At 49.0% G+C, this 26628-nt stretch carries 17 protein-coding genes; 10 read left to right on the top strand and 7 right to left on the bottom strand.

Annotated features, from left to right (window positions below; translation table 11 throughout):
- The first annotated feature begins 24 nt into the window (after nt 1-24).
- A complete protein-coding gene (locus ICL07_RS17585) occupies nt 25-2409 on the top strand; it encodes a glycoside hydrolase family 95 protein (RefSeq protein ID WP_188089335.1) in 2385 nt (794 codons plus the stop codon).
- Between the two features lie 95 nt (nt 2410-2504).
- On the opposite strand, the gene ICL07_RS17580 is transcribed toward ICL07_RS17585, so the two are convergent.
- From ICL07_RS17580 to ICL07_RS17570, 3 genes are all read right to left on the bottom strand, one after another.
- Entirely contained in the window at nt 2505-3650 is a 1146-nt protein-coding gene (locus tag ICL07_RS17580; RefSeq protein WP_188089334.1) for an efflux RND transporter periplasmic adaptor subunit, read from the bottom strand.
- Between the two features lie 3 nt (nt 3651-3653).
- Nucleotides 3654-8018 (bottom strand): CusA/CzcA family heavy metal efflux RND transporter, encoded by a 4365-nt coding sequence (locus ICL07_RS17575; RefSeq protein WP_188089333.1) that lies wholly within the window; start codon nt 8016-8018, stop codon nt 3654-3656.
- A gap of 181 nt (nt 8019-8199) precedes the next feature.
- Nucleotides 8200-8595, bottom strand: a complete 396-nt coding sequence (locus ICL07_RS17570) for a hypothetical protein (RefSeq protein ID WP_188089332.1) — start codon at nt 8593-8595, stop codon at nt 8200-8202.
- Between the two features lie 257 nt (nt 8596-8852).
- Between ICL07_RS17570 and ICL07_RS17565 the strand changes: the two genes are divergently transcribed.
- The gene (locus ICL07_RS17565; RefSeq protein ID WP_188089331.1) at nt 8853-9542 is read left to right on the top strand and encodes a VIT1/CCC1 transporter family protein; all 690 of its coding nucleotides are present in this window, start codon (nt 8853-8855) and stop codon (nt 9540-9542) included.
- Between the two features lie 2 nt (nt 9543-9544).
- Here the strand turns inward: ICL07_RS17565 and ICL07_RS17560 are convergent, their stop codons facing one another.
- Nucleotides 9545-11044: an ADP-ribosylglycohydrolase family protein gene (locus ICL07_RS17560; RefSeq protein WP_188089330.1), complete on the bottom strand. Its 1500-nt coding sequence runs from the start codon at nt 11042-11044 to the stop codon at nt 9545-9547.
- A gap of 157 nt (nt 11045-11201) precedes the next feature.
- On the opposite strand from ICL07_RS17560, the gene zwf reads away from it, so the two are divergent.
- From zwf to ICL07_RS17545, 3 genes are all read left to right on the top strand, one after another.
- Nucleotides 11202-12722, top strand: coding sequence for a glucose-6-phosphate dehydrogenase (gene zwf, locus ICL07_RS17555; RefSeq protein ID WP_188089329.1), 1521 nt, complete (start codon nt 11202-11204; stop codon nt 12720-12722).
- Between the two features lie 143 nt (nt 12723-12865).
- Nucleotides 12866-14020, top strand: coding sequence for a peroxiredoxin family protein (locus ICL07_RS17550; RefSeq protein WP_188089328.1), 1155 nt, complete (start codon nt 12866-12868; stop codon nt 14018-14020).
- Nucleotides 14021-14218: 198 nt separating this feature from the next.
- On the top strand, nt 14219-16354 hold the full coding sequence (locus tag ICL07_RS17545; protein WP_188089327.1) for an Ig-like domain-containing protein: 2136 nt from the start codon (nt 14219-14221) through the stop codon (nt 16352-16354).
- Between the two features lie 71 nt (nt 16355-16425).
- Here the strand turns inward: ICL07_RS17545 and ICL07_RS17540 are convergent, their stop codons facing one another.
- Entirely contained in the window at nt 16426-17325 is a 900-nt protein-coding gene (locus ICL07_RS17540; RefSeq protein ID WP_188089326.1) for a helix-turn-helix domain-containing protein, read from the bottom strand.
- A gap of 159 nt (nt 17326-17484) precedes the next feature.
- Here ICL07_RS17540 and ICL07_RS17535 point away from each other — a divergent pair, with 159 nt between their 5' ends.
- From ICL07_RS17535 to ICL07_RS17525, 3 genes are read left to right on the top strand one after another with little or no spacing between them, the layout of a single operon-like run.
- Nucleotides 17485-18468 (top strand): aldo/keto reductase, encoded by a 984-nt coding sequence (locus tag ICL07_RS17535; protein ID WP_188089325.1) that lies wholly within the window; start codon nt 17485-17487, stop codon nt 18466-18468.
- Nucleotides 18469-18506: 38 nt separating this feature from the next.
- Nucleotides 18507-21035: an excinuclease ABC subunit UvrA gene (gene uvrA, locus ICL07_RS17530; RefSeq protein WP_188089324.1), complete on the top strand. Its 2529-nt coding sequence runs from the start codon at nt 18507-18509 to the stop codon at nt 21033-21035.
- A gap of 60 nt (nt 21036-21095) precedes the next feature.
- Nucleotides 21096-22409, top strand: coding sequence for a sulfatase-like hydrolase/transferase (locus ICL07_RS17525; protein ID WP_188089323.1), 1314 nt, complete (start codon nt 21096-21098; stop codon nt 22407-22409).
- A gap of 33 nt (nt 22410-22442) precedes the next feature.
- On the opposite strand, the gene ICL07_RS17520 is transcribed toward ICL07_RS17525, so the two are convergent.
- Nucleotides 22443-23090 carry a Crp/Fnr family transcriptional regulator gene (locus tag ICL07_RS17520; RefSeq protein WP_188089322.1) on the bottom strand — a complete coding sequence of 216 codons (648 nt, stop codon included), beginning with the start codon at nt 23088-23090 and terminating at the stop codon, nt 22443-22445.
- 70 nt (nt 23091-23160) lie between these two features.
- Here ICL07_RS17520 and ICL07_RS17515 point away from each other — a divergent pair, with 70 nt between their 5' ends.
- Complete coding sequence (locus ICL07_RS17515) at nt 23161-23853, top strand: HAD family hydrolase (RefSeq protein WP_188089321.1); 693 nt, start codon at nt 23161-23163, stop codon at nt 23851-23853.
- Nucleotides 23850-24473: a chloramphenicol acetyltransferase gene (locus tag ICL07_RS17510; protein ID WP_188089320.1), complete on the top strand. Its 624-nt coding sequence runs from the start codon at nt 23850-23852 to the stop codon at nt 24471-24473. Before ICL07_RS17515 ends, ICL07_RS17510 begins: the two co-directional genes overlap by 4 nt.
- A 65-nt stretch (nt 24474-24538) precedes the next feature.
- Here the strand turns inward: ICL07_RS17510 and ICL07_RS17505 are convergent, their stop codons facing one another.
- Nucleotides 24539-24925, bottom strand: a complete 387-nt coding sequence (locus ICL07_RS17505; protein ID WP_188089319.1) for a VOC family protein — start codon at nt 24923-24925, stop codon at nt 24539-24541.
- Between the last annotated feature and the right edge of the window lie 1703 nt (nt 24926-26628).

Here is a 26628-nt window from a genome sequence, read left to right as displayed (position 1 = left end):
CGTCCATTGTAAACAGCAGCGCATATGAAATACTTCATCACCTGTCTACTGGCGGCAGCAACCACCGCCACAGGATTCGCACAGCAATCGTCACTCAGGCTGTGGTATAAGTCCCCTGCCAGCGCTACCACCAAAGATGGCGGCATTCAATTTAAAGATGATCCTGCCTGGCTGCAGGCTTTGCCGTTAGGTAACGGCAACATCGGCGCCATGGTATTTGGCGACGTAAACCAGGAGCGTATACAGCTCAATGAAAAAACCTTATGGAACGGCAGCAACGGTGATAATGATAATCCGGAGGCAGCCAAATATGTACCCGAAATCCGGAACCTCCTGTTCCAGGGCAAGTTTAAGGAAGCCACCGCGCTCACCAACAAAACGCAGATCTGCAAAGGCGCCGGTTCCGGTCATGGTAACGGCTCCAATGTACCTTTTGGCACCTACCAGACGCTGGGAGACCTCCGGCTCGATTTCGGTAAAAACACCCCTTACACCAACTACCAGCGCAGCCTGCAGCTGGATGATGCCATTGTGCGCGTCAGCTACGAGCAGGACGGCGTACACTATACCCGCGAATACTTTGTAAGCGCCCCCGCTAATGTACTGGCGGTAAGATTATCGGCCGATAAAAAAGGAGCCATTAGCTTTTCCGCTACCCTGGACCGGCCCGAACGTTTTACCACCAAAGCCGCCGGCAAAGAGTTGATCATGAGCGGCGCCCTCAACAACGGCAAAGGCGGCGACGGCATGAAATATATGGCCCGGCTGCAAGCCCGCAACAAAGGCGGACAGGTGACCTGTACCGGCCATGAACTGCGGGTGAACAACGCCGATGAAGTAGTGCTGTACCTGTCAGCTTCCACAGACTATCTTCCTCAATACCCGGTATACAAAGGACGGGATTTTGCCGGGCTTACCGCAAAAGCGCTGCAAGCCGCTACGGCGCTGCCTTATGCTCAGTTGAAGCAGGCTCACGTAAAGGACTATCAACGTTTATACAACCGCGTATCCCTGCAACTGTCAGAGGATACTTCCGACGATATACCCACCGATGAACGGTTAGCGCGGATGAAGACCACCGGTAACGACAACCGCCTCACCGAGTTGTACTTCCAGTACGGCCGTTACCTGTTGATTGCTTCTGCCCGGAAAAATACGCTGCCGGCCAATTTACAGGGTATCTGGTCCAATAAGATCTTGTCTCCCTGGAACGGCGACTACCATACCAACATCAACGTACAAATGAATTACTGGCCGGCGGAAGTAGCCAACCTGGGAGAATTACATTTGTCGCTGACCAATTTTATCCAGGGTATTGAAAAACCGGCTACCCGTTCGGCCCGCGTGCAGTTCGGCGCCGAAGGCTGGTGCATCAACCCGATTGTGAATGTATGGGGGTTCACCTCTCCCGGAGAAGAGCCCTCCTGGGGCCTCACCACCGGCGCCAGCGGATGGATTTGTCAACATCTGTGGGAACATTATGCTTTTACCCGTGATACCGCTTACCTGCGCAAAGTATATCCCACACTGGTGGAAGCCGCCCGCTTTTATCTGAGCTGGCTGGTGAAAGATCCTGAAACCGGCAAACTGGTATCCGGTCCGGCTTCATCACCAGAGAATGCTTTTGAAGCGCCTGATGGCAGCAACGGCAGTATCAGTATGGGACCGTCGCATGACCAGGAAGTGATCGAAGAATTATTTACCAATGTGATACAGGCCGCTAATGTGTTGCAACAGGCAGATCCTATCCTTGTCAAACTGCAGGAGGCCAAAGCTAATTTGCTGCAACCACAGATAGGGGAAGATGGCCGTGTGATGGAATGGGCCAGGCCCTATCCGGAGAAAGAACCGGGGCATCGTCATATGTCGCATTTATATGCCCTCTATCCCGGTTATGCTTTTAACGAAGCCAATACCCCGCGATATGTGAATGCGGCCCGCAAATCGCTCGAATACCGCCTGGAACACGGTGGCGCACAAACGGGATGGAGCGCCGCCTGGGTGACCAACCTCTGGGCACGGCTGAAAAACGGTCCGGCAGCGTTGAAAGCGTTTAACATCATCCTGAAAGATAAATCAGCGGCTAACCTGTTCAACCTGCATCCACCCTTTCAGATAGATGGTAACTTCGGCGCTACCGCCGGTATTGCAGAAATGCTGCTGCAAAGCCATGAAAATATGGTGACGCTGTTGCCCGCCCTTCCGGCAGAATGGAAAAACGGAAAGGTGAATGGTCTTTGTGCCCGTGGTGGTTATACGGTAAATATGTCGTGGAAGGAAGGCAGGCTGGAAGCAGCTACGCTGCATGCCACCAAAGGCGGCGGCTGCCAGGTACGTTACCGCGATCAGATCGTGGTGCTCAATACAGAAGCGGGCAAAGACTATCAGTTAGACGCGCTTTTACATTAGTATTTACGGATTTTTTGATTTACGGATTTCGGGGTTTCCCTGGGTACCCAAAGAAATCCCGAAATCCGTAAATCAAAAAATCCGTAAATCAATCGTTATTCCTCTTCAGCGGTATTCTTCAGTTTACCCAACAGGGAATAAGCGCCGCCTACTACAATACTTTCATTACGCAGGTCATTGCCGCCCGGCAATAATTGTATCATCTTATTTTCTTTGAGTCCGGTATTAACCGGGGTGAGTGTAAAGCTGTTGCCATCTTTGGTGGTGAACACGTATTCCTTGCCCATATAACGTACTACGGCGTCTTCCGGTACGGCGAGGGTTTGTTGGTTGTCCATGTCGAAGGTGGCATTGAGGAACATGCCCGGCAGCAGGTCGTGGCCCGGGTTTTCAAAGTGGCAGTGTATAAGGCCGCTGCGGTTATCGCTGATGTTTTTGGTTACCAGGATGGTTTCGATATCGTATACTTGTCCGGGTTTATCCACCAGGGTTACTTTGCCACGCATGCCTTTGTGGAAAGCGGGAATATCTTTTTCAAAGATGGTGACGGCAGCATGGATATCTTCCGGGTTCACCAGTTCAAACAGCACATCAGCGGGCATTACATAACGACCTATATTGACATTTACTTTCGTTACATAACCGTTGATAGGAGAGTAGATAGGCGCAGAGCGGGAGATATTGCCTACGTTGAGTTTATCCGGATTAATGTTGATGATCCGCAGTTTTTCTCCTACCGACTTCAATGTTACCTGTGCCGTTTTATATTCATTAAGTACCTGCTGGTATCTTTTTTTGCTGATCGCATCTGCCTCGCTGAGGGTACGTTGTCTTTCCATATCGGCAGACAGGTATTCCATATTGGCTTTGGCGGTAAGGTATTCCTGTTGCAGCTGGATATAGCTCTGATCTTCCATGATGCCGATGACTTCTCCTTTGGACACCTGGCTGCCTGGGAGCAGGCGGGTACTCTTCAGGTAGCCGCTCATCGGGAAGCTGATAGAGATAAGGTTTTGCGGCGGAACATCCACTACGCCGGTAGCCCGGAGGGAGGCGTGCATATTGACCATACGGACGCTATCGAGGGTAATGCCTGCATTTTTTTTCTGTGTGCTGTCGAGTGTAACTGTATTCTCTTCTGCAGCAGATGGCTTGGCTGTTGTTTTATTTTCCGCGGCCGGTTTGTTTTTGCAGGCGAATAAAAAGCCGGTGATGACGATGTATATAAATATCTTCCGCATATACTATTGCTGATTGAATTGTAATAAATATTCCAGTTCTGTTTTCCGGGTGTTCAGTTCCTTTAAAACATCGATATACTGGCTTTGCAGGGCGATGGCGTTGCTGATGAGGGTACTCCATTCGATGTACCCTATTTCGCCGTTTTTATAGCTGATATTGGCTGTTTGGATGATGATATCCGATTGTTTCAGGGCCGATTGCTGATAGTATTGGATGGCCTGCTGATATTTCTGATAGTCGTTCCAGTTTTGTTCCAGCTGTGTACGAAGCTGTACGGTAGCCAGTTCAGTGGCGGTAGCGGCGCTGGCCTGCATTCGCTGCGCCGCTTTTATCCGTGCTTTCTGGGCGGTATTAAAGATGGGAATGCCGATGCCGATTTGTGCGGCAGAGAAACGGTACCCGCCGCCATAGTAACGTTCTACCTGCTCTTTGTTGGACTGCCATCCAATGAAGGACTGGTTAGTATATCCCAGCGACCAGTCGGGCAGCAGCTTTGCTTTTTCCAGTTGTGTTTTGCTGTTGTTGACTTCCTGCTGTTGCTGATACGCACGCAGGAAGGGATGTTGTTGCAGGGCGGTGCTGTCAAACAGTACTACGGCGTTGCTGAGCGTATCCGCGGGATCGATGTTGGTATTGGTTTCATGCAGCAGCATGCCCATTTGCGCTACGGCTGTTTTCTGATCCGCTTTGATCATATCCAGTTGTATCCGTGCCTGTTGGGACTGATTGTCCAGTGTTGTTTTTTCCAGCAGGTTGCTTTCCCCGTTATCGTAGCGGATTTTCGCTACCCTGGAATAGCTGGAGAGGATGCTGTCTGTTTTCTGCAGCAATGTTTTTTTCGCTTTGAGGTATTGCAGCTGCAGATAGGCCAGCTTCACCAGTCGCGCTACTTCCGCCTGTTGCAGGGCTGTCTGTAGTTTGGCCTGTTGCCATTCTCCTTCATACACCTGCCGCTGGCGTTTGTATACCGCCGGGAATGAGAACCCCTGTGTCAGCATAAATTTATTATCAAAAGCAGCGCTGTTGACATTGCCCAGTTCGGCGGACAGCACTGTTTTAGGCAGATCGGTACTACTGCGGGTGAGCGCTTCGTAGTAGGCGGCCTGCTGTTGGTTGAGCTTTAATTGCAGGTTCTGCTGCTGCGCCGTTTGCAGGGCCTGCTGCAAGGTCAGCGGACGGGCATCCTGTGCTTTCAGTAATGCCGGCGCTGCTATCAGCAGGAGTATCATAGGCACAACAGGCTTCGGTTTTCTCCATCCTTCTTCAAACAATAAAAAGAGGGCAGGCAATACGACCAGTGTCAGCAGGGTAGCGGTGATAAGGCCTCCGATCACGACAGTGGCGAGCGGACGTTGTACTTCCGCGCCGGCGCCGTTGCTGAGGGCCATTGGCAGGAAGCCGAGGGAAGCCACGGTGGCGGTCATCAATACAGGCCGTAGCCGATCATGCGTAGCCTGTATGATAATTTGCCGGATGTTGGTCATGCCACTGTTTTTTAACTGATTCATTTCTCCGATTAATACGATACCGTTTAATACTGCCACGCCGAACAGGGCGATGAAGCCGATGCCGGCAGAGATACTGAAAGGCATGCCCCGCGCCCACAGGGTGAACACGCCGCCGATAGCGGACAAGGGGATAGCGGAAAATATCAGCAGGCAGTATTTTAGTTTATGGAAAGCAAAGAACAACATCAGGAATATCAGCAGCAGGGCAACGGGCAAGGCTATACTGAGCCGTTTGGTAGCATGCTGTAAGTTCTCGTATTGTCCGCCATAGGTGACATAGTAGCCGGCAGGCAGTTTCAGTTGTTTGCCTACTTTGGCCTGTAACTCTTTCACGATGCTTTGCACATCGCGGCCGCGCACGTTGAAGCCGACGGTAATACGGCGGCGGGCATCTTCCCGTTGTATCTGGTAGGGGCCATCCTGTATGCTCACGTCGGCCAGCACATGGAGGGGCACTTGTTCACCGTTGGGCAATCCTATCTGCAGGTTATTAATTTCGTCCAGGTCTTTTTTCTGTTCATCGTTCATGCGCACCACCAGGTCGTAGCGCCGCTCATGTTCAAACACCTGTCCGGCGGAAGCGCCTGCATACGCGGCTTGTATGGTATTGTTGACATCTGTTACAGAAGCACCGTAACGTGCAATGGCTTCCCGGTTATAGTTAATGACCAGCTGGGGAATACCGGTGACTGTTTCCACATACAGATCTTTAGCGCCATGCACGGTATTGATCACGGCGCCGATTTTTTCCGCATAGACAGCCAGCGTATCCAGGTCATCCCCGAATATTTTGCAGACCACATCCTGGCGGGCGCCGGTCATCAGTTCATTGAAACGCATTTGTACGGGGAACTGGAAACCGGTGGTGATACCGGGTATTTCTTCCAGGGCCTTACTCATTTTACCGGCTAATTCGGGGAAAGAGGTGGCGCTGGTCCACTGGTGTTTGGGTTTGAGTATCACCATCAGGTCCGCTGCTTCCATGGGCATGGGGTCGGTCGGTATTTCGCCGGAACCTATTTTGATCACTACTTTTTCTACTTCGGGGAACTCCCTGCGGAGCACCTGTGCGGCCTGTCCGGTAGCTTTCACCGTGGTGGTAAGCGAGGAGCCGGGGAGTAACCGGGTGTCTACCGCGAAGTCGCCTTCTTCCAGCTGGGGGATAAATTCGCCGCCCATACGGGAAAGGATAAACGCAGCAATGATAAGCAGGAATACGGCAACGCCTATCACCAGTTTAGGGATGCCCAGGGCTTTCTGTAACAGCGGGTCGTACAGGCGTGTTACGCGTTTCATCATTTTATCCGCGAAACTGTCCTTATGACTGAGTTTTTTATTCAGGAAGAGGGCGCCCATCATCGGCACGTAGGTAAGTGACAGCAGGCAGGCGCCGAGGATGGCGAAAGACACGGTTTGCGCCATCGGTCTGAACATCTTGCCTTCGATGCCTTGCAGCGAAAGAATGGGCAGGTATACAATGAGGATGATCACCTGTCCGAAGGCGGCGCTGTTCATCATGGTTTTGGCGGAAGATTCCACTTCCTCGTCCATCTGGTCCTGGGTGAGCTGTTTTACACCGCTTAGTGTAGCGCCATGGGTGAGTTTGTGCATCACCGCTTCGATGATGATCACGGCGCCATCCACCAGCAGGCCGAAGTCCAGCGCACCAAGGCTCATGAGGTTACCGCTGACACCGAACAGGTTCATCAGGATAATGGCAAACAACATAGCCAGCGGTATCACCGAGGCTACGATGAGTCCTGCACGGATATTACCCATAAAGATCACCAGTACCAGGATCACGATTGCGGCGCCTTCCAGCAGGTTACGTTCTACCGTGGAGATAGCGTTGTCCACCATTTTGGTCCTGTCCAGGAAAGCCTCTATGGTGAGTCCTTCCGGCAGTGTTTTTTCGATATCGGCAATTTTTTGTTTGATGTTGTTAATGACCTTGTTGCTGTTTTCACCTTTCAGCATCATCACTACCGCGCCGGCGACTTCCCTTTCGCCGTTGAGCACCATGGCGCCATAGCGGATAGCGGTACCGATTTTGACGGTGGCTACGTCGCGGATCAGGACGGGGATACCGCCGTTAATCCTTTTTACAGCGATGTTACCGATATCTTCCTGGGTTTTTACCAGGCCTTCACTACGGATAAACAACACGCCGGGGCCTTTTTCGATGTAGGCGCCGCCGGTATTCTGGTTGTTTTCCTGCAGGCTGCGATAGATATCCGATATAGTGATCTGGTAACTTTTGAGTTTATCCGGGTTGACGGCGACCTCATATTGTTTGACGGTACCGCCGAAGGAGCTCACATCAGCCACGCCTTCCGTGCCCAGCAGCTGGCGCCTGACGGTCCAGTCCTGTATGTCGCGCAGGGTGGTGAGGTCATATTTGCCTTCGTAGCCCGGTTTGGGTTTCACCACATATTGGAAAACCTCGCCCAGGCCGGTGGTAACGGGCCCCAGTTCGGGCTCTGCCATGCCGGCCGGGATCTGCTGGCGTACCTGTGCCAGTCGCTCGCTGACCTGTTGTCTGGCCCAGTAAACATCCGTCTGATCGTTGAAGACGATGGTTACCAGGCTTAGCCCAAAGCGGGAAAAGCTGCGTTGTTCAATAATGCCGGGAACATTGCGGGTAGCTTGTTCGATAGGGACGGTAATAAAACGTTCCACATCGGGGGCGCCCAGACTGGGAGCCGAGGAGATCACCAGTACCTGGTTATTGGTGATATCAGGTACGGCGTCGATAGGTAACTGGGTAACGGAATAGGTTCCCCAGCCGATCAGCGCCAGTATAAACAGGCCGATGATCAGCTTGTTTTTGATCGAAAAACGGATAATACTGTTTAACAAAACGACAAAACTTTAAAAAAGTGACGAATGCACTGCTACGCCGCAGGCAAAACAACAGGTGTAAGGCCTGGTTTTTTAACCCGGGGAAGGCAGCAAATGTTCAGGCGTCGGGAAAAAAGACCGTTATCGCAGCGGAAAACGTTACGTAAGGGTACGATGGCCTGCATTGTTCAGGTATATATCAGGACAGAAGTGCTGATACGGATTTGGGAGGTTGGAGGAGGACGTCCGGTAACCGGTAGGGAGGAGTGCCGTCATTGACGACCTGGTAATCTTCCCGGGGCAGTTCTATCACAGGAGTAAACAGGGTAACGGGCGCCGGTACTAAGATTGGAAGGGTCATGCAGATAACGTCCGGTGTTTTGAAGGGCAGTTGCATGTCCTGCAGATAATCATCATCAAAAGGTTGGTCATCGATATAATGATGCTTCAGGAAAGAAAACAGGGTAGTATGTGCATTTTCCTGTTTGTGTTTCTGGAAGTGTTCCACCAGCAAAGGAAACTTGAGTAACTGGCTGGCATCAGTGCTGCCAAACAGGTACACAAGCAGAAGGATTATTGCAGTGGCCTTTTTCATATATGAGTTATCGGGGTCAAAGATAAACATATTTGGAAATTGGCGCCCGATAAAAAATCAGGAGACGGGGGATTACTATCCTTTGACGCCGGAATAATCACCATCCCAGGGCTTTCTCCGGTTTGACAATGGTATCCGGGGTGAGGTTCCCCGTTCCATGGGAGATTTCGTTTAATTTACCGCGAATAATTAGCGCAGACGATTTATTTTTGCAGGGTACCCCCCTTTGTCTCAGCTTTCTAAAACAGCTTCATTTTATGACACATCAGGAAAAACATTTCACCGGATCAGCGCTGTTACGCGATATCGTGATCGGCATGTCCGACGGGCTGACAGTCCCTTTTGCCCTGGCAGCGGGACTTAGCGGCACCGTAAAAGACGTAAACCTTATCGTCGTCGCCGGACTGGCGGAAATAGCGGCAGGTTCCATCGCCATGGGATTAGGTGGTTACCTGGCCGGTAAAACAGAACAGGATCATTACAACAGTGAGTTGAAACGGGAATATGAAGAAATAGAAGCCGTACCGGAAAGAGAAAGGGAAGAGGTGGAGACGTTTTTCGCCGAGCTGGGTCTTAGCCGGGAACTGCAGCAGCAGGCAGCGGCGGAACTAGTCACCGATAAGGACCGCTGGGCTGATTTTATGATGAAGTATGAACTGGGACTGGAAAAACCGGATGCCGGCAGGGCCACCAAGAGTGCGCTCAACATCGGTATGTCCTATATTGTTGGGGGCCTGATACCACTGATGCCTTATTTTTTTGTGAGCAGCGGCCTGGAGGGACTGAAAATATCTGCCCTGATTACCATTGTATGCCTCTTTACCTTCGGCTATTTTAAAAGCCGCCTCACCGGGCTGAATCCCCTGCAAGGCGGCCTTCGTGTAGCCGTTATCGGTACTATTGCCGCAGGCTGCGCGTTTGGTATCGCGCGACTGATAGGCGGATAATATTATTGTTTGCGGAAGGTAACGTAGTAGCCTGTACGCAGCTCATAATCCGGATGCGGATTGATTACCTGCACTTTAATGGTGTGTTTGCCGGCCGGGAGGTCCAGGTGATGGTAGATCTCATCCTTACGGACCAGGTAATTGGTCGGCATCCGGATCGTGTCGGTCACCCGGCCGTCGATGCTGACGGTAGCCATGATCACATGATCCGCCACCTCTCTTTTTTTAGCAGCATGACCACCTAATACAAAACCGTTGCCTTCCACTGTCAGCGAGATTTCGTTGCCATTTACATAAAACTCCTTTTTGTTTGTCGGCACCAGGCCCGGGAAACTTTCTTCAAAAGCTACCGGTTCGGGTGATTGCAGGGCAATCAGTACTTTATCCCCCTGGTCTTTACCGCCGTTCCGTTTGATGTTCTCAAGGGCGTGCCGGTAACTGATATCATAGGCTTTGTTCAGTGAGATGCTGGTGTATTTAAAGTTGATGTCTTCTGAACCTGCCAGTCCGTCTTTCCATTTTTGCGGAATTTTATCATACCCCAGCATGGTGCCCAGGATACCGCCGGCAGTGGAAGGATTGCAATCCGCATCCTGACCGGCGCGGGTGGAGATCTCTAACGTTTTCGCATAATCGCCGTTGCCATATAATAATCCCATGATCACATAGGCGCAGTTAATGGTGGCATCGATGTTCGTCGGATTAAAGATGGCATCGGGGCAGCTCAGATCGGAGGACCATTTCTTTTGCAGTTCAAACCAGGTGCGGTGCCAGTCGGCAGGATACTGCCGATGCCAGCGGATCACATCCGACATACATTGATGAAACTTACTGCGGGCGGGGATCACGCGGAGCGCATCGCGCACGATCTGCCGGATATCGTTGGACACAAAAGCCAGCGAATACATCGCTCCAACATATACGCCGCCATACCAGCCGTTGCCATAGTTCATCAGGTGCCCGATTTTATGACTGATACCGGAAGCCGCGTTGGGCATGCCCGGACTCATCAAACCGGCGTAATCGGCTTCTATCTGGTAATCGATACAGTCCGCATGCATATTATGCTGCCAGTGACCCGAAGCGGGTGGTTGGATACCGTTGAGAATATTATACCGGGCCGTTTGATTGGCGTGCCACAACACATAACCAGCGTGGGCAAAAGCCTGTGCAAACGAATCGGCCGGTGCGTCGAGGCCGTGACGTTCCATCACGTCCACAAAAGTGAGGTCCATATAGAGATCGTCGTACAGCCCGGGAAAGCTGTCCATCACTTCTTTCGCATATCCTTTATGCCATTCCAGCGGCTGATAATCCTGGATGAAAGTACCATTGTACCGGAACTCATAAGGACCGCCAAACGTAACGCCGATGGTTTGTCCGGCCCATCCGCCTTTAATCTTATCCTGTAATGTTTTTTTGGAGATGGAGAACTTTGATTGGGCTGTGAGTTGCAGGCTGACTGATATACCTACCAATAACAGTATAACGCGTGTTTTCATATGCTGTGGAGATTATTACCGGGAGATGAATATAATAATTAATTAAATTTTTTTATAAATATCTTTTTGTTTGATAAAAAATTTAAAAATAGATAAGTGATCGATCTACTGTAAAACTGTTGCACCGGGGTTAACTGAAATTGGCTATTTTCAAGGTATGAAACCTAAAAAAGCATTTCCGGCCGCTATCACGATTTTCGGTGCCCGGGGCGATCTTACCCGGCGTAAGCTGATCCCCGCACTGTATAATCTTTTTATAGAGAATCATTTGCCTGCCCTGTTTGAGATTTTCTGTGTGGACTTTCAGACCGTAGACGAAGCTGCATTTAAAAACGACCTGCTTACCGGTGTGAACGACTTCAGTCGCAGTGGTAAAGCCGAACCGGCTAAATGGGCTGACTTTTCCGCTCATATCAGCTATCTGCAGGGTGACTTTACCAAAAAAGAAACCTACCTGGAACTGAAGGCGAAAATTGAAGACTTTGAAAAAGATGGTAAACAGCGGGGCAACCGTATGTTCTACTTTGCCGTGGCGCCACGGTTTATTGAAGTGATCGCGGAAGCGTTGTATACCCGTAAGTTGTGCGTTAATAAAACGCATGACCGCCTGGTGGTGGAGAAACCTTTTGGCACCGACCTGGACACCGCCCGGAAACTGAACCGTTTCCTGGCCAAACGTTTTTCAGAAAAGCAGATATACCGCATCGATCATTACCTGGGCAAAGAAACCGTGCAGAACATCATGGCCTTCCGTTTTGCCAATTATGTGTTTGAACCGTTGTGGAACAAGAGTTATATCGATCATATACAAATCAGTGTAGCCGAAGAGGTGAGTGTGGGAAAACGTGGTGGTTACTACGAAACCAGCGGCGCCCTGCGTGATATGATACAAAACCACCTGTTGCAATTGCTGTGTATTGTGGCGATGGACTGTCCGGGCGAGTACAAAGCGGAAGCTATCCGTGATGCTAAAACCAAAGTGCTGAAAAGCATCCAGCCGTTTACTACGCCGCAGGTATTTAAAAACGTAGTAAGGGCGCAATACACCGCCGGCGAGGTAGGCGACGAAGCCAGGGTGGCCTACCGCCAGGAAGCGCAGGTATCTCCCGAATCCAATACGGAAACATTTGTGGCGCTGAGAATGGCTATCGACACGCCCCGTTGGGATGGTGTGCCTTTCTTCCTGCGAACGGGTAAGTCCATGACACGGCAGTCATCCGTGATTGTAGTGCAGTTCAAGGAATCGCCGCATAAAATTTTCAAGGACGATATTGTTCCCAACAGGCTTATCATCAGTATACAACCGGAACTGGAAATCAGTCTGTTGTTTGAAAGCAAGGTGCCGGGCCTGCAAATGAAGCTGGTACCAGTAGAAATGGACTTCACTTACCAGGAAGCCTATACGGAGTCGCTGCCGGAAGCATACGAAGCCTTGCTGCTGGATGTGCTCCAGGGCGATGCTACCTTATTCATGCGTGCCGACCAGGTGGAAGCGGCATGGAAAGTAGTGATGCCTATTCTCGATGCCTGGAAAAAATATCCGGCCAAACAATTACAGTTTTATGAATCCGGTTCCTGGGGACCGGCAGCAGCCAGCAATCTGCTGAAACCTTATGCTAAAGAGTGGTTCAGGCTTCCTTCAAAGGAAACGATCAAAAAACTGGCGGTGAGTAAATAGCGATGTCGCAAAATGATATAACAACCCCGATCTGCAGGCAGGTCGGGGTTGTGTGCTTTTTGTCAATAAAAATACAATTAACAAATTGTTGTGTTGGTGCAATATCGCCCGCCTGTATTTTCGTGGCCTAACCAAAAAATAATATGACTGTCCTTACCCGAACAATGACCTTGCTGCTGTTACTGTTATCTATGCAGAGTTTTGCGGTACCCAAACATTTTAAGGTAACACTGATCGTGCCACCCGGTACGGATGAAAAAAAACTTTGGATCAGCTATGATGACGGTACTATCAAGCATCCCTTAAAGCTGAAGCTGGTACATGATCAGCTGGAAATTTCCGGCGAGTATCAGGCTCATTATGTAACGATCCGTGTTTATTACAACGGTCCCGGTCAGGAGGTTACTGTCGGGAACTGTTACTGGGTGGCCGAAAAGCCTGCTACTATTCGTGTTACCGGCGACTGGAAGCATCCTGCCTTGGTAAATGCACAGGCTGTAAGCGAAGCCGGACACGATGCCTACGATGCTGTTAAAGCTGCTCCTGAAAACGATAAAAATGCCTATTGGGAAGCCCATTCGGAGGCTATTATGAAGTTGGGCAGTGCAGAACGGCAGGTCTTCTTTGGAAAAATGAAAACACTGGATAGCGTAAAACTGGCTTTTCTGCGCCAGCAAAAGAATACCTACTATGGCTTATGGCTGCTGCAACAGGAGATATTGTGGATGGGACATATTATTCCCTATGGATACACCGGTGTTACGCCGGCACAGATCAGAACACTACTGGATGAGGTAGTACCAAAGAAAAAAGAATATGCTTTTGAAAGAGCGTGTATCCTCACTACCCTGGTGAACCGGGAGGTAGGCGTTGGTGTGAAAGCGCCTGCATTTTCTGAACGGGACATACACGGCAACAAAATATGCCTGGCTGATTATAGAGGGAAGTATGTATTATTAAATTTCTGGGGTTCATGGTGTCCGCCTTGTGTGGCAGAATTGCCGGCCATCAAAAAGATATACGATACCTATAATAAAGATCAGTTAGCGGTGATCGGTGTTGCAAGAGAATCTGATACTACGGCCTTTTTGAAGGCAGTGGATAAACATGAAGTGCAATGGACCAAACTATACAACAAAAGCGCTATGAGCGAACGGTACGGCGTGGCGGCATGGCCAACTCTGTTCCTGATAGATCCGTCCGGAAAAATTGTATATAGCCGTGACCAGGAACTTCCGGAAACGGAAGATAGTCTGCCTTTGCTACAGAATATCCTGCGGAAGCGGTTAACCCGATAAAATAAACTTCATAACAATCGGTGCATTCAGTTTATAGGATGCGCCGATTTTTTTTATGCCCCACTGCGACCTTTTGTGTAGTCATCCTATCTATTTTTGCCCCGGTATAAAATACTATCCCGGAGACTACCCAGCTCCGATAAAAACCTGTATAGACCCTCATGTAGCTTTATATTCCTCACTTAACCCTTATTGACTATGCACAAAAAATTCTACTTTTTGTACCTGATCCTATTGCTGTGCAGTACGTTATTACAACGTACGCAGGCACAAGTGTACGCCAACAGTCAAACCAACGGCGTTACCGGTTTATGTTTGTTGTGCGGTGTAACGAACGCAGACAATGCGGTGAATACTAACCTCAACGACTACTCGACTTACAACATCAGCGTAGGTTTATTGGGTGTTACCGTATACCAGACGCTTATTTTCCCTTCCGGGAGTACGGCTGGCTGTGATTCGCTGGTGATCGGCATTGGCAGTGATAATGCGGTGTTATCGGTGAACCTGGTAGGTGGATTGACGGTGCAAACCTTCAACGGCACTACCGCCAATAACGATGCCCATGTTGTAGATAGTACCAATTTCCGCGCCTGGGGTAATAACCGGGGTGAAATTGTACTGCGGCCCTCAGCTGCTTTCGACCGGGTAAAGGTGACCTTATCCAGCAGCCTGGTAGGACTATTGACGTCGTTCCATCTTTATGGCGCTTACCGTAAACCCGCTATAGCGCCGCCTGTGCCGGTATTGGATACCTTACACCTGTGTAAGGGCGATACTACTTTTGTAGTGGCTTCCGGCTCCGCCGGTACTACGGTGAAATGGTATAATGCGCCCACCGGTGGTACTTTACTTTACACCGGTAGCATTTATATGGTGAGCCCTGTTGTGTCTACCGATTATTATGCGGAAGCCTCCGCGAACGGATGTACAAGTCTGCGTAGTGTCGTTAACGTTCATGTGCATCCCAAGCCGGCTGATCCGGCGTTTAAAGTTCATCTCGGAGACCTCTGCAACACAGCGGCGATACCAGTGACCAATTATACCCCGGATGTTTTTTACAAGGTGCATACGTTCTACTATGATTTTGACGGACCTATACTGGATACGTCTTTCATCGTTACCAATACAGATACGGTGATTGTACGTGATATTAATTCCTACTTCAATGCCAATGTGGATATTGAGATACAGGCGGTTAATAAATATACCGGCTGTGCGTCCAATGTAGTGAAACAAACCATGGTTTTTGGCGCACACTCCACCTATGCCGATGTAGATACCAGCCAGGTGACCATTTGTAAAGGAGACAGCGTAACACTCCATGCCTGGGCACATGGACAGCCGGGGAATACCCTTATCCATCTGCGTTGGTATGATAAGCCTACAGGAGGAACCTTATTGTATACCGGGCAATATTTTAGGGTGAGTCCTGCTGATACTACTGACTACTACGTGACGCCAGCCTACTATTGCGAGAATCTTATCCGCACGAAAGTAAGGGTGAATGTCCGTAAGTTACCGCTCCCCATTTACGATGTGCCGCAAGGTCCGACCTGCGGTGTCATCAACATAAGAATAAAAAACTACCAGCCTGGTTACAGTTACCGTGCAAGGTTCCGGTTCCGGTATTCGCCGCAAATATTACTGGATACATCTTTTGTGGTTTCCCATACCGATATTATTTCCACGCCGGTATTTTATCCGCCTTTACCGGCAGTGACAGATGTATATATCCAGGCGGTTGACTCCCTAACCGGTTGCCGGTCTGATACCGCTTACAATCTCATTCATACAGATGGTTATGCAGGTAAACCCCAGGTGGATACGAACCTGGTGAGTATCTGCCGGGGAGACAGTGCGACCCTGCATGGTTTTGTACCGGTATACACACTGGCGCGTATTCGCTGGTATACTACGCCTACCGGTGGTATCCCGGTGTATGTAGGGAATTATTTTAAGGTAAGTCCGCAAAGTACCACGACTTACTATATCGGTGCAGGATATGGCTGCGAGTACCCGGAACGTACACCGGTGACGATTGTGGTGAATCAGTGTTATCAACAGGCGGTCGTATTGTCACAACAACCATTGAAACATTCCCTGGAGCTGTACCCTAATCCTACTACCGGGGAGATCAGATTACAGCTGGATAAATCAATGCCGGGTAGTGAACTGATCATCAGGAACCTGCAGGGCGTTGAAGTACAGCGGAGCATCCTCCGCGATAACCGGTTGGTGCTATCTTCCAAACTGACCAATGGTATTTACTTTATCGAAATCAGGACGGGTGCGCGGGAAGTATATACCGGGCGGGTGGTGCTGAAACGATAGGTGATACAGTAATGTAACATTCAACAGTAGCAGGTTCTCGCTTGCTACTGTTTTTCGTTTATTAAACGAGGTTATTCATCCATCGTCCGGTAATCATTCGGCGTAATACCTACTTTTTGTTTGAATAAACGGGTGAAGTGCTGCGGGTATTTAAAGCCCAATTCGTAGGCAATTTCACTCGCGGATTTATTCCTGTCAAACAGTCTCTCTTTCGCCACATCTATCACTTTTGATTGAATGTATTCCAGCGCAGATTTGCCGGTTTCTTTCTTCACCAGGTCACCAAAATAGTTGGGTGATAAATGTAAGGATTCGGCGCAATAAGCTACGGAAGGCAGTCCCTCGTTCTGCGGTTTGTCGGATAGAAAATAGCCGTTCAATATGTATTCAAACCGTTCCAGGATTCCTTTATTTGCATAGTCGCGCGTAATGAACTGGCGGTCGTAAAAGCGGATGCAGTAGTTGAGCAGCAACTCAATGTTGGAGGAAATCAGCCTCTTGCTGTGCTTGTCGATATTTTGATCGAGTTCATACCCGATTTTTGAAAAGCAATCAATGACAATACTCTTTTCTTTATCCGACAGGTGAAGCGCTTCATTTACATCATATGAAAAAAAGGAATAGTCCTGCATGTGTTTGCCCAGCGGAGTGCCGTTGATCAGGTCGGGATGAAAGAGCAATACCCAGCCTGTCGGGGCAAATAGTTCAATGCCAGGTTGCACACCTACCACCTGTCCTGGCGCTACAAATATCAGACTTCCTTCCTGGTAGTCATAGTGCCTTCTTCCATAGCGTAATTGGCCACTGTTCATTTCTTTCAGGCCCACCGCATAAAAATCAAAGTTGAATGATTGGGCGGGCATTGGTTGGGCTTTAGAGAGGTCAATCACTGTAACCAGCGGATGTTTGGTTGTTACGCCCCTCAAGGCGTTGTATTGCGCGATACTGCTGATTTTTACGATCTCTTCCATACCTTATTCTTTTATCACTGCAAATTTACAGGTTCCGGCAGGTCTTTTGGGTACCGGTCTCCCCAATCAGTAAAACTGGTAAGAAAACCAGTAATGTGTATACAAAACGGCGCGTCCCTGGCCTGTAATTTTGGATGAGAAAACATACAAACATACAACATGAAAACACGACAATTAGGAACCTCAGGATTAGCAGTGTCTGAACTTGGTTTTGGCTGCATGGGATTAAGCCATGGGTATGGTCCGGCGACAAATGAAAAGGATGCCATTGCACTCATTCAAAAAGCTTATGAATCGGGCATTACTTTCTTTGATACCGCAGAAGCGTATGGCCAGGGCGCCAATGAGCAGTTGGTAGGAAAAGGATTGCATCATGTGCGTGATAAAGTAATTATCGCTACAAAATTTGGCTTTTCAAACGGTAAGAATACAGATGGTTTGGATAGTCGCCCGGAAAGCATCAGGTTGGTGGCGGAAAACTCGCTCCGGTATCTGCGAACCGATTATATCGATTTGTTTTATCAACACCGCGTGGACCCGAACGTGCCTGTTGAAGACGTTGCTGGCACCGTAAAAGATTTGATTGCCGAAGGCAAAGTAAAGCATTTCGGTATGAGTGAAGCCAGCGTGCAAAGTATACGCAGGGCGCATGCCGTACAACCCCTGGCAGCTTTGCAAAGCGAGTACTCCATGTTCTGGCGCGAACCAGAAAAAGAAATCATTCCATTGCTGGAAGAACTGGGTATTGGCTTCGTTCCGTTTAGCCCGCTGGGCAAGGGATTTTTAACGGGTAAGATGAATGCGGACACTAAATTTGATAAAACCGATTTCAGAAACATCCTTCCTCGCTTTAGCAAAGAGAACCGCGAAGGAAATCAAGTCATTATCGACCTCGTAACAAAGATTGCAGGAGAACATAACGCAACGCCGGCACAGATTGCATTGGCATGGCTGCTGGCACAAAAACCATGGATTGTACCGATTCCGGGAACCACAAAAATGACTCGCTTAGCAGAAAATATAGGTGGTATAAACATCACCTTATGCGATGATGATTTAGCTGATATCAATAAGGCTTTGGATAACATCAGCCTTCAGGGAGAACGTTATCCCGCAAGTATGGCAGATCTGCAAGGCAGGTAAGCGGTGTATAACGGGCACAGTCTTTGTGCGCCCAAATCATGCAAAAGAAGACAGGAAACCCAGCATCACCGGAACAAACAGGATTTTTGCGCGTACGCGGGGCACGCGAGCATAACCTCAAAAATGTGGATCTCGACATACCCAGGGATGCGTTGGTGGTATTCACCGGTGTATCCGGGTCCGGTAAATCATCACTGGCATTTGGCACCCTCTATGCGGAAGCGCAGCGCCGTTACCTGGAGTCGGTGTCTCCTTATGCCCGGCGGCTGTTTCATCAGATGTCGGTGCCGGAAGTGGATGAGATCACCGGGTTACCTCCGGCAGTAGCGCTGCAACAGCAGCGGGGACTGCCTACCACCCGCTCTTCTGTTGGAAGTGTTACCACCTTGTCCAACCTGCTGAGGATGCTCTACTCGCGTGCCGGGCGTTATCCTAAAGGACAGCCTCACCTGGAAGCAGAAGCTTTTTCTCCCAATACGCCCGCCGGCGCCTGTCCGCAATGTCATGGCCTGGGGAGGGTGTATGAGGTAACGGAACGCTCTATGGTACCGGATAATACACTCACCATCCGGGAGCGGGCCATTGCTTCCTGGCCTACTGCCTGGTATGGGCAGAACCTGCGTGATATCCTCATTACCCTGGGGTATGATGTGGACAAACCCTGGAAAGATTTGCCTAAAAAGGACCGGGACTGGATACTGTTTACAGAAGAACAACCCGTAGTGCCGGTGTATCCCGGCTTTACGCATGAAGAAGTGAAACGGGCCATCAAACAGAAAGTAGAACCTTCCTATATGGGTACCTTTTCGGGAGCCCGCCGTTATGTGTTACACACTTTTGCCAATACGGAAAGTGCTTCCATGAAGAAGCGGGTATCGCAATACATGGAAAGCGCGGAATGTCCTACCTGTCATGGAAAGCGCCTGCAACCGGCTTCGCTGTCGGTCACTTTCGCCGGTATGGATATTGGTGAAATGGCGCGTTTGCCACTGTCGCGGCTCACGGAGCTGATGCGGCCTTATGCCGAAGGCAAGGCGACGAATGAAACGGCGCATCCCGAAAGAGCCATTGTATCCCAGCGTATTGCCGCTGACCTGGTAGGTCGCCTGGAAGTGCTGCTGGACCTGGGGTTGGGATACCTGCTGCTGGAACGTAGCACGCCTACCTTATCGCCCGGAGAACTGCAGCGGTTAAGACTGGCGACACAGGTGCGCTCCAACCTCTTCGGCGTAGTATATGTGCTGGACGAACCTTCAGCAGGATTACATCCTGCCGATACCGCCGCTTTGTTACGTGCCCTTGAAAGACTCAAAGCCTCCGGTAACTCGTTGTTTGTAGTGGAACATGACCTGGATGTGATCCGTCATGCTGACTGGATTGTAGACGTAGGACCTGCTGCCGGCGAGCAGGGAGGGCATATCCTGTATAGCGGCCCTACTGCCGGATTGAAGGCCGTGAAAACATCGCGTACACGGGAGTTTCTGTTTACCGAAGAGCGGCCACAGACTGCCCGGCCACGCACACCTTCCGGCTGGTTGAAGTTAGAAGATGTAACCCGTAACAACCTGCACCAGTTATCTGCCTCCTTCCCACTGGGTTGTATGACGGCAGTGACGGGCATCTCCGGTTCCGGTAAGTCCAGCCTGGTCAGCCAGGTATTGGTGGAACTGGTGGCGAAACACCTGGGGATGGAGCTTCCCACAGAAACAGAAGAAGGCGAGGGGCTGGAACAGGCCGCCCCGCAGACATTGGGCGGGCGTATCACCGGTGGTATGGAACAGATAAAACGGTTGGTGCAGGTAGATCAGAAACCGATAGGCCGTACCCCTCGTTCCAATCTCGCTACCTATACCGGTTTATTTGATCATGTCAGAAAGTTGTTTGCCGATACCAAAGCGGCGCGTGCCCGGAAATATGACGCCGGCCGTTTTTCCTTTAACGTTGCCAAAGGTCGCTGTGAAACCTGCCAGGGTGAAGGCTTTGTGATGGTGGAGCTATTGTTTCTGCCCAGTGTATATGCGCCTTGTCCTACCTGTCACGGTGCCCGCTACAACGCTAAAACGCTGGAGATTACCTATAAAGACAAAAACATCGCGGAAGTGCTGGAGCTGACGGTAGATGCAGCCTGGGAATTTTTTGAAGATGATGTGAAGATACACCGTTCCCTGAGTGTTTTACGGGAAGTGGGGCTGGGGTACCTGCGCCTTGGTCAGCCTGCCACGCAGTTGTCGGGAGGCGAAGCGCAGCGTATTAAACTGGCGACAGAGTTACAACGCATGGGTCGTGGTGATACCTTGTATGTGCTTGATGAACCTACTACCGGCCTGCATCCATCGGATGTAGAGAAGCTGGTGACCCAGCTGGAAGGCCTGGTAGCAGCCGGTAATTCGGTGATTGTAGTAGAACATGATATGCGGGTAGTAGCTGCCAGTGACTGGGTGATAGATATTGGTCCGGGTGCAGGCGAAGAAGGCGGCAATATCGTGGCTGCCGGTATACCGGCTACGGTGGCTAAAGCCAGCGGCAGTCGCACTGCTCCTTACCTGGAACGTTTTCTCCGGGGATAATTTCTGTGGAATATCCGGGGTAAAATTTGTAATTCGCAGCATGTAAAACAGTCCACAACAATGAAAAAAACGTTCTTATGGTTGTTGCCGGCGTTGCTGACCCTGCAGGTGACAGCGCAGCAACGCAAGCCTAATGTGATCTTTATTCTGGCCGATGATATGGGTTATGGCGATGCCAGTTGCTATGGCAGTCCTCAGATCCGTACTCCGGAGCTGGACCGCCTGGCCAAAGAAGGCTTCCGCAGTACCGGTTTTATGGTGTCTGCCCCTTCCTGTACGCCTAGCCGGGCTTCGCTGCTGACCGGCCGTTATCCCGATAAAGTGGACATGCCTTATGCCGTAGCACCAGGCGACCGGCATGCGCTGGCTGACAGTATTTTCACGCTCGCCAAAATGTTCAAGACCAATCATTATCAAACCATGATGATCGGTAAATGGCACCTGGGCGATAAAGCCAATAGCCGCCCATTATCCCACGGCTTCGATCATTTTTTTGGGATGTTATACAGTCATGATTATCAGTCGCCCTTCGTGAAGACCGATACCACGCTGGCAGTATTCTATGATAATACCCGGGTGATTGAAAAACCGGATTACAGTAAACTGATGGGTTGGTATACCGACAGTGCTTTGGCATATATACAACGTGCCGGCCGTAGTAAGCAGCCGTTTTTCCTGTACCTGCCATTCCCCATGCCGCATGCGCCGCTGGCCGTGCCGCAGGAGTGGGCCGGCAAGTCAACCGCCGGACTTTATGGCGATGTGATAGAGCAACAGGATGCCTGTATCGGTAAAATTATAGCGCTGTTACGGCAGATGAAGCTGGACAAAAATACCATCGTGATGTTTACCAGTGATAACGGTCCCTGGAACGCCATGCCCGACCGTATGTTGCAAAGGGATATTGTGAAACCCTGGGACCACGGTTCTACCGGTCCTTTCAGGGGAGGTAAAGCCAATACCTACGAAGGTGGTCACCGCGAGCCGTTCATTGCATGGGCGCCCGGCCGCATTCCTGCCGGTATCATCGCTGATCAGCCTTTTATCATCAACGATGTTTTACCGACACTGGCTACCGCTACCGGCTATACGCAGCCACTGCCTGCCAACCTCGACGGAGTAAGTTGCTGGCAGCATATCACGGGGCATCAGTCAAAATTACCGGAAAGACCGCTCTTTTACCTGAGTGCATCAGGTAAGCTGGAAGCGGTACGCATCGGCGATTGGAAACTACGTATCGCTACCGTGGAAAGTGGTAAAACGCCGGAAGTGGAGTTGTATAACCTCACACTGGACAATAGTGAAAAACACAATGTGGCCGGCAGGTACCCGGATATTGTATCCAGGCTGAAACAAGTGATGGAAAAATATTAGCAGGCTGGCCCGGGAACATTTCCCGGGCTTTTTTTATTCTCCATATTCCCGCATCAGTCTTTCAAAGGCATCGCGGTTGATATACAGATCGAAACTATCGGGATGCACAATACTTCTTTCCCGCAATTGTTTCAGGGTGCGGTTAAAACTTCTCACCGATACACCCAGGTAGTCCGCCAGGTCTCTTTTGGTAAAAGGCGTTTCCAGGGTGGCCAGCACCGCCAGTAGCTTTAACATCGCATATTCAGCAGGATATACCTGTTGATAGGACGCTCTGGCAGAAGTTTGGTTGAGCCGGTGTGCCAGTGATATCAGCAGCAACCTGTTCAATTCCGCGTTATGGGTAATGAGGTAAGCGAAATAATCAGTCGTGATGCACCAGGCAGTTACTTCCGTCAGGGCGGTGATAGTGGTCAGGTTAGGATTTTTCTGGATCACCTCTATTTCTCCCATCAGTTCTCCTTCTCCCAAAAACTGGACGATAAAATCCTTCCCGTTATCTTCCGTGATATGCACCTTGGAAAGCCCGGTCCGTTGTACAAAAACATATTTATTCCCTTGTCCCTGGCGGAGTATATGTCCACCGGCTGGCCAGGTCTGTAGAAACACCCGGTCCTTTTTTTCGGCTTCGGTCAGCTGGTCTTCAATAAATGATAAAATAGCGCGATTCGTATGTATCATGGTGAGGTTGGGACAAATGTCCCATTTTTTCGCAGTTGAAGCTATTAATTTTACCGGAAATTTAGGAATTATGAACGGCATACAAACCATCGCGTTCGATGCAGATGACACTTTATGGGTAAATGAGCCCTATTTCCAGGAGGTAGAAAACAAATTCTGCGGACTGCTGGAAGATTATCTGCCCCATCATACCGTGTCGCAGGAGCTGTTTAAGACAGAGATGGATAACCTGTCGCTGTACGGTTACGGTGTAAAAGGCTTCATGCTCTCTATGATAGAAACGATCCTGCGGGTGACCAACCATACCGCCAGTCCGGCGCTGATCGCTAAAGTACTGGAATACGGAAAAGAACAGCTGAATAAAGAGATCGAGCTGCTGGATGGCGTCAAGGACGTGCTGGATGCGCTCAAAGGTAAATACAGGCTGGTAGTAGCCACCAAAGGCGATCTGCTGGATCAGGAAAGGAAACTGAATAAATCCGGCCTCGCGCATTATTTCCATCATATAGAAATTATGAGCGACAAAAAAGAGAAAGATTACCATAAGCTGCTGCGTCACCTGGACTGTCCATCGGAGGCCTTTCTCATGATCGGCAACTCCATCAAATCGGATATCATGCCCGTATTGGCTATTGGTGGTCACGCTATCCATATTCCCTACCATACCGTATGGGCACACGAAGTCGTGGAAGACGAAGTAAAAGACGAAAGATTTTATTCATTTGAAAACATTTCGGCCATACTGCCGAAGCTATTGTCATGAAACAACAACTGGACATTAACACCTGGGCCAGAAAGGACCACTACCAGTTTTTTACTCAGTTCGAGGAGCCCTTTTTCGGTGTATGCGTCACCGTAGATTGTACCCGTGCCTACCACGTGGCGAAGGCTAAAGGATATTCATTTTTCCTGTACTATCTGCATAAAGCCATGGTAGCGATGAATGAAACAGAACCGTTCCGTTACCGCATCATCGACCAACAGGTATGGGTATACGATTCCATTGACGCTTCACCCACCATCAACCGGCCGGATGGTACTTTTGGATTTGCTTATTTTCCGTATCATGCGGACTTTGAAACGTTTGCCGCTACCGCAGGTGAAGAAACAGAAAGGGTGCGAAACAGTACAGGCCTGGTTCCGGCTATATCCGGTGAAAACGTGGTACACTGTTCTTCCATGCCCTGGATTGATTTTACATCTTTATCACATGCCCGTAGTTTTTCTTTTAAAGACAGCTGTCCGAAAGTTGCTTTCGGGAAGATGACCGACAAAGAGGGAAAAAAGACGATGCCTGTATCTGTGCATGTACATCATGCCCTGATGGATGGGTATCACGTAGGTAAGTTCCTGGAGTTATTCCAGTCTCATTTGGATATTTAGTTATTTTGATATTTGGTTATTTAGAGAGCTGTTTCTGAATAGACAATTCTTAAATAACCAAATAACTAAATGGCTAAATAATTACTCGTTTCAATCAGGTTCCCATCCGGATCACGGAAGTAAATGGAGATAATAGGACCGTTGGCACCTGTTCTTTTTACTTCCGATTCCAGGATGGGAATGTTTTTTCTTATTAACTCCTCCTTTACTTCCCGTATAGGTGTTTCCGTTATGAAGCATAAATCCGCCGACCCCGGCAACGGATGGTCCGCCTTAGGGTCTATTTCTTTTCCCTGTTGATGCAGATTGATTTTCTGGTTGCCGAACTTAAGCGCCTTGCGGTTATCGCCGAAGGTTTGGACTTCCATACCGAGGATGTCTTCGTAGAACCGGCAGGTGGCGGGAATGTCGGCGACTGTGAGGACGAGGTGGTCGAGGTGGGAGATTTTCATGTGGAGGTGGTTTTGAGGAGGAAGGTACGGAGAATTTTGTGGGAGGATAAATGAAGTGTGTTTTCAATTCCTTTATGGTCCAATTAAAATGAAGCATCATCATCATTGTACTTCGGCCGACGATTTTGTTTCAATTCCTTCATAGTTCAATTAAAACGGGTCCTTTTCCGACATAAAGGCGCACAATAAACCACTATTTAAATTCCTGATGGTCCGATTAAAACCTGATGTACTAGACGCTCAACTCATAGCAAAAGTCGGATTTCAATTCCTTCATGGTTCGATTAAAACGATGAGTGCGCAAGCCGACATGTTTTGTAATTTCGTCTTTCGAGTCCTTAAAGGTCCAACTAAAGCCATACAACCACGGACGATAAAAAGGGGGTATTTTTGCTTTCAATTCCTCCATAGTCCAATTAAACCGGAGAGGATTTTGTCGCAGTTGCACTGAATAAATAATTTCAATTCCAATGTGCTTCAATTAAATCATGAAATCCGGATCTGGTATTTTGTTTTAAAAATATCTTTCAATTCCTGATGGTCTAATTAATATAGTTTGTGTAACAGCCGAATTTAACTCACTTTATGGAATTTCTGTTCCTTTATGGTTCAATTAACTCAGAACGAAAAAAGCGTCTCGCCTCCACACTATTTGTGTTTCAATTACCTTTTTGTCCAATTAAACCCGGATTAACCAGTACTAAAATACAAGAAAATTACCGTGTTTCAATTCCTTCGTGGGCTGATTAAAACGATAAAAATAGATTCGCCTGCGGCTTTGAGTTTAAGTTTCAATTCCTTCACGGTTCAATTAAAATTAAAGGCATGTCCGGGAGCTGCAGTCACTTACTCTGTTTCAATTCCTTGTGGTCCAATTAATCCCGACGCACACTTGCGGTTGTGACTACAGTAGCCAAGTTTCAATTCATTATGGTCCAATTAAAACCCGTAGATTTCAAAGCCCTGGGACTCATCGTCGATCTATTTCAATTCCCTATGGTTCAATTAAAATCAAGAACAGGGGCGGTGGACCTCCCTGGATATGGTGTTTCAGTTCCCTCAAGAGAAGATAACAGCATGGGACGTAATGGGTATATTTCAATTCCTTCATGGTCCAATTGATTCCGTATCTATCACATGCAGATATTATGTCTGAAATGTTTCAATTCCTTTATGGTCCGATTAAAGCGCTCGATACAAACAGCTGACATCCATTTGATATTACATTTCAATTCCCTTATAGTCCAATTAAAACATATCGAATTCGGAAGCACCCTGGCCATTACGCTCCTCTTTCAATTCCTTTTATGGTCCGATTAAAACAAAATCCTGGGTCGAATCTGCTGGTAAATACACCAGCTTTCAATTCTTTTATGGTCCAATTAAAACAATTTTTCGTCTATCCATTTCTCTGGGTATAATAAGTTTCAATTCCTTCATGGTCCAATTAAAACCGGGGGGCAACGCTATACTTCGGCATGGCAGCCGAGTTTCAATTCCTTCATGGTTCGATTAAACTGTTGGGTTGGCAGAATCACTCCCGTTTTACTTTACGATTTCAATTCTTTTAAAGTCCGATTAAACAAAAGGGCTTCACCATGTATAGCTGCGATTTTAGGTTGTTTCAATTCCTTTATAGTCCAATTCAAAATGCGGCTTTCTCTTTTCGCAGGCGATGATAAAATTCAATTTCAATTCCTTAT

Source organism: Chitinophaga qingshengii (assembly GCF_014529935.1).
Taxonomy (GTDB): domain Bacteria; phylum Bacteroidota; class Bacteroidia; order Chitinophagales; family Chitinophagaceae; genus Chitinophaga; species Chitinophaga qingshengii.
This window is presented reverse-complemented; position numbering and strand designations above follow the sequence as displayed.